The sequence below is a fragment of the Pedobacter sp. 10L46_2 genome (assembly GCF_056395165.1).
The window spans coordinates 1-4,693 of sequence record NZ_JBFTIZ010000329.1; the positions used below are offsets into that span (position 1 = coordinate 1).

4 protein-coding genes and 1 pseudogene are annotated in these 4,693 nt (G+C 40.2%); 3 read left to right on the plus strand and 2 right to left on the minus strand.

The annotated features are described in order from the left end of the window. Both AC1DDX_RS23940 and AC1DDX_RS23945 read right to left on the minus strand, forming a co-directional pair. A partial coding sequence (locus AC1DDX_RS23940) for an SH3 domain-containing protein (RefSeq protein WP_477622720.1) occupies nt 1-798 on the minus strand: 798 nt, incomplete at its 3' end. 199 nt (nt 799-997) lie between these two features. Further along, entirely contained in the window at nt 998-1,936 is a 939-nt protein-coding gene (locus tag AC1DDX_RS23945) for an alpha/beta fold hydrolase (RefSeq protein ID WP_337715939.1), read from the minus strand. A 143-nt stretch (nt 1,937-2,079) separates the two neighbouring features. Between AC1DDX_RS23945 and AC1DDX_RS23950 the strand changes: the two genes are divergently transcribed. The 3 genes and pseudogenes from AC1DDX_RS23950 to AC1DDX_RS23960 form a co-directional block, all read left to right on the plus strand. Beyond that, nucleotides 2,080-3,729, plus strand: coding sequence for a M1 family metallopeptidase (locus AC1DDX_RS23950; RefSeq protein WP_337715941.1), 1,650 nt, complete (start codon nt 2,080-2,082; stop codon nt 3,727-3,729). A 177-nt stretch (nt 3,730-3,906) separates the two neighbouring features. Further along, nucleotides 3,907-4,374 carry a DUF4488 domain-containing protein gene (locus AC1DDX_RS23955; RefSeq protein WP_048905914.1) on the plus strand — a complete coding sequence of 156 codons (468 nt, stop codon included), beginning with the start codon at nt 3,907-3,909 and terminating at the stop codon, nt 4,372-4,374. A 117-nt stretch (nt 4,375-4,491) separates the two neighbouring features. Next, nucleotides 4,492-4,693 (plus strand): annotated as a pseudogene (locus tag AC1DDX_RS23960) (SAM-dependent methyltransferase); the annotation flags it as partial.

Consider the following 4,693-nt stretch of genomic DNA (forward strand, 5'->3'; position numbering starts at 1 on the left):
GCAGTCGACACCCTTGCCGGACGTGCCGCCCCAGAGGTAAGGAACGCCCAACAGGCTTTGTGCTGTGGTTAAAATTTTTTCGGCATTTGGATCGGGTCTGGTAACCCAGGCTTGGTACAGGCTGGCTTGTCTTTTAGGTAAATATGCTGTTCTGCCGTCAGGATAGCCTACTTTGTAGAACTTTTTCTCTTCACCAAGTAACTGGAGGATATTGCCGCCAACCAGGTCAGATACTCGCTGCGCATTTTCATCGGGTGTGTTGAAGCTATGGCCATAGTCTGCAGTAAATACGACCTTTTTTGCCCTTTGCCAGGTTTCAAAACCTGATTTGTTCATGGGGGTTATGGCACCCACATCTGTCCACGATATATAACCATCAGGAGTTTGCACTAAATAGAACCCTCCGTGTTTTTTAAATACTTTAATTGGTGTGCCCAGCAACATTTGCGTCATCATCTCTGCCGCATTTTTCGGGTAGGCTCTGTTGTTGCAAACCGAGAGATTGGCTACCCCGTATTCCATCCCGTGTAAGGAGGGCTCTGGCAGCAATACGCCGCTGAATTTAATTGAAGGTGTGTTTGGCTTTAGTTTATCAAATTCTTTCAGCGCTTCCTGAGAGGTGCTTTCCAATTTGGCCGAATCACCAGTAAGCTCCAGGTTAAAATAAACTGAACGCTTATCTGGTGCATATTTTTTTTGAATGGTAGCCGCAACACTGCGAAAAACGGCAGTATCTGACTGTGCTTTAAGTGTAAAAATACTTAAAGAGAAAAGCAGACCCAAACAAAGACTTTTCATAGTTGTCAAATTAAATGATTTCGATAAGGAGAAACCTTTAACGAATATAGCTAAATGAAGGTTACAATGAAAAGAAAGGCGTTGTTGTGGCAGCTGCCGTTATTACAATCGCCGTCACGATAGGAGAGATCTCTTGGAGTAGCATAACCAAGAGATCCCTCAGTTCTTCGGAATGACGGCGGTGATCGAAATGCCCGCCTTAAAATGTAGGAGGCGTTGGTTTTAGATCAGAATCCAGAAAATCATTGACCATCGGAATTATCCAATCCATATGCTGCATCATACCAATATGCGTTGTGCCGGGAATTATAGCTAACCGGGATTTAGGCAGCCCATGTATATCGCCCATTTTGCCTCCGCCTTTAGCACGAAACAGCTCAAGCGCGTGCTCATATTGTACTCCGTCGGCATCACCTATGGCTATAAATACTGGAGCTTTTATATTTTTTACTTCCTTAGACCAGTCATAAGGCTTTACGTCTATACTAAGAACCTTTTTTACATACGCAGGGAAATTTTTAGGATCGTTTCCAAGACTGTCGTATTGTTTTTCGATAGGAGAGCCCTTGAACATGTCTGCATTCATTGTAGCAAAACTGGCCTCTACATCCGGCCACCACCCGTCGTGTTTATAGGTACCAGAGAGTATCACGAGTCTTCGTAACTGCTCAGGGTGGCGCACTGCAAACTGAAAAGCTACTCCGCCGCCCATACTATATCCTAAAATGTCTGCACTATCTATTTTGAGGTGCTTAAGCAAGCCAGACACATCGTCGGCCATATTTTCGTAGCTAAATTCACGAGGGATATCCTTTGTGCGGCCATGGCCCTGCATCTCTGCAACAATTATTTTCCGGTTTTTGGCAAAAACAGGTATGATGTGCGACCAGTTTAAAGGTATATTCATAAAGGAACCATGTAGCAGTACAATGGGTTTACCTTCGCCATAAACTTCATAGTACATTTTTAGCCCGTTTACATCAGCATAGCCACTGTCGGCTGGCTGTATGGGTTGGTTGTTTGCCGTTTCTTTTTGTTCGGTTGAAACGGCTTGTGTATCCTTATTACGCGGTTGGCAGGAAGCCATTACTGCCACAACAATAGCAATTGAGAGATTGATTATAATATGCTTTTTCATATTGTAAGGTTTTGTTACAATACAAATCTAGGGACCAAATGCTGTACCGTTGCTGTGAGTATGCGACAATATTAGGGGGAAAATACGACATACAGAATATGTTTCAATATCCATATATTGGTTGTTTATTGTAAGCTAACTATATGCCTTTAAGATTTCTTTTGTTTCTGCTGATTTTAATTTGCCATCAAGCCGGGTTATTTGCTCAGTCTGTGAGTGTCCCTTCCCGACAAGATACACTTAAGGGTAGTATAACTAAAGATAGAGAATGGTGGGATATAAAATATTACGCATTGGCTATTGAACCTGATTTTGGAAAAAAAACAATTCAGGGTAAAAATAGTATCACCTTTGAGGTAATAAAAAGTAACCATAATAGGTTTATGCAGATTGATTTGCAAGAACCGCTAGAGATCGATAGCGTACTGTTTAAACAGCAAAAGATCGCCGTCGAAAAGGAAGGAAATGTATGGTTTCTTAAAGTTCCTGATTTAAAAGTTAAATCGCAGGCTACTATTGACATCTTTTATTCAGGAGCGCCTAAAGAATCTACCAATCCGCCATGGGATGGTGGTATATCATGGAAACTTGACTCGTTAGGGAGGCCATGGATCACCCTGGGATCTCAGTTAATTGGTGCCAGCGTTTGGTTCCCATGCAAACTACATCAAGGCGACGAGCCCGATAATGGTGCTTCATTGGCCATCAGCGTTCCTGATACCTTGGTTGCTGTTGGTAACGGCAGGTTAAAAAGCCGAATAGTAAATAGTAATGGAACCGTTACTTATAAATGGCATGTAGTAAATCCAATAAACAATTATGGTTTGGCTTTTTATGTGGGAAAGTATGTGCGGGTTCCAGAAATGTATAAAGGCGAGAAAGGCAATTTAAGTACTGACTATTGGGTAATTGATTACAACAGAGAAAAGGTTCATTCTTACCTCAAAAATGAGGTTGACAAAACGCTGAAAACTTTTGAATACTGGTTTGGGCCATATCCTTTTTATGAAGATAGTTTTAAAATGGTGGAAGCACCATATCCGGGCATGGAACATCAAAGCGCTATAGCCTATGGTAATGGATTTAAGTTGGGCAGGATAAATGCAAAATACTTAAGTACGTGGGATTTAAAGACCGATAGGCTGGTGGTTCACGAAGTCGCGCATGAGTGGTTCGGAAACAGCATTACAACAAAAGATATTACTGACAGATGGCTGCAGGAAGGATTTGCAGGGTATGCCGAAGAGCTTTTTATTGAAAGTCAATATGGTAAAAAGGCAGCCAAAGAGTTCTTTGAAGCTAGAACTATTTGCCGGATTAAGAATACTGAACCAATCATAAGACGCTATGGAATTTATGAGGATGCTGGTGGACACATGTATTTAAAAGGCTGGACAATTGCGCATATGCTTCGGGCTATTGTTGATAATGATGAGCAGTTCCGTAAGATGTTAAGGGCTGTTAACCGCGAGTTTTATCATAAAACAGTGAACTCAATTGAGGTTGAAAGGTTTATCGGAAAAACTTTAGGTAAGAATCTGCAGCCATTCTTTAATCAGTACTTGCGGGAGAAAGATATTCCTACTTTTGAGTACAGCATACGTGACAACATATTGAGGTATCGCTTTAGCAATTGTTTGTCGGATTTTGTAATGCCTATTAAAACCAATCTTACAAGTGATAAATGGCTTAATCCGACTAAAGATTGGAAGGAACTGCGTATAACGCCAACCAGCAATTCATCGTTAAGTATTGATAGTGACTTTTATGTAAATGTGAAAAGGGTTGAATGAGAAGTGAAATGTATCCGCTATTTTGTAATCTGTGCGCGGACATTTTTAACAAAGTCAATAGTAACTTCCGCTAAATCTGCAATCAAATATTTCTACTGTGAGGTAATATGACAGCAGACTTATGAAAAATTCTAGATTTTAGTTTGATTTCTTATATTAGTGTTATAACCAAATAACATGAAAAAATTAACGCTCAAAGGTATTACAATCGTTTTATTACTATTTGTCTCTTTTACCAAACTTTCTGCACAAGAATCGAATTCCGCTTTATTTAATGGCGCATGGGAGCTAACGCGATTGGCAACTAATGGTTCTGAAAGCAGGGTGGCAATTCCAGGTTTGTTGAAATTCTTTGATGCAGATGGTAAGTTTTTTAACATGCGGATCACTCAAAACGGATCTATTATTACTCATCAGGGTAATTATGTAATAAACGATAATGAGACCTATTCTGAAATTATTAAGAGCGAAACCCAGGGCGCTACCTATGCCTTAGCCGGAAAGACGTATAAACTAAGATATAAGTTTAGCGATGATAAAAAACTGCTCGTTTTGAATGGAATGGTAGAAGGTAAAGACGGGGCTGAAAGTCTTGGATTCACAGAAGTCTGGAAAAGAGTTGAAAATAAAATTGACTCTATTTAAATCAGGTTGAACGAAGGCCATAGTCATTTGATTGTTTAATTACTATTGCATTGAGCCTCGTGTGGTGAGCTGTTGAGTATTCTTGGTAAATTGCATACTCAATAGCATATAAAGATTATGGTTAATGAATCCGGAAAACCAGAGTTCTGGGAATCAGCATTTGGCGAAAAACAGGAGATGTGGGGCTTTGAGCCGGCAAAATCTGCTGTACTGACAAAGGATTTTTTTGTTCAGAAATCTCTGAAAAATATTTTGATACCTGGAATTGGTTACGGAAGGAATGCACAAATTTTTAAAGAAAACGGGATCACGGTAACAG

Excerpts from the sequence above, each read along its gene's own strand:
- AC1DDX_RS23955 (WP_048905914.1), top strand. The coding sequence starts at position 3,907 with ATGAAAAAATTAACGCTCAAAGGTATTACAATCGTTTTATTACTATTT.
- AC1DDX_RS23950 (WP_337715941.1), top strand. The coding sequence starts at position 2,080 with ATGCCTTTAAGATTTCTTTTGTTTCTGCTGATTTTAATTTGCCATCAA.
- AC1DDX_RS23945 (WP_337715939.1), bottom strand. The coding sequence starts at position 1,936 with ATGAAAAAGCATATTATAATCAATCTCTCAATTGCTATTGTTGTGGCA.